Origin of the sequence: Pseudomonas sp. UBA4194 (assembly GCF_002379585.1) — a bacterium.
Lineage (GTDB): Bacteria > Pseudomonadota > Gammaproteobacteria > Pseudomonadales > Pseudomonadaceae > Aquipseudomonas.
Window position 1 is genome coordinate 1 of sequence record NZ_DFUE01000022.1, and the last position, 338, is coordinate 338.

At 66.6% G+C, this 338-nt stretch carries 1 protein-coding gene; it reads left to right on the top strand.

Going from position 1 to position 338, the window contains the following annotated elements; translation table 11 throughout:
* A partial coding sequence (locus B3397_RS06130) for an ATP-binding cassette domain-containing protein (RefSeq protein WP_414704351.1) occupies nucleotides 1-338 on the top strand: 338 nt, incomplete at both ends.

Sequence of the window (338 nt, forward strand, 5' to 3'; positions counted from 1 at the left end):
CGGCCCCAACGGCGCGGGCAAGTCTACCTTGATCAAGAACCTTGCTGGCGAGCTCGATCCTATCGGCGGCCGGCTGGTGCGCGGGGAGAATCTGGTGGTGGGCTACTTCGCCCAACACCAGCTCGACTCTCTGGACAGCAAGGCCAGCCCGTTGCTGCACCTGCAGCGCCTGGCACCGGCCGAGCGTGAGCAGGTACTGCGCGACTTTCTCGGTGGCTTCGACTTCCGCGGTGCGCGCATCGACGAACCGGTGCTGAATTTCTCCGGTGGCGAGAAGGCGCGCCTGGCCCTGGCGTTGATCGCCTGGGAGCGACCGAACCTGCTGCTGCTCGACGAGC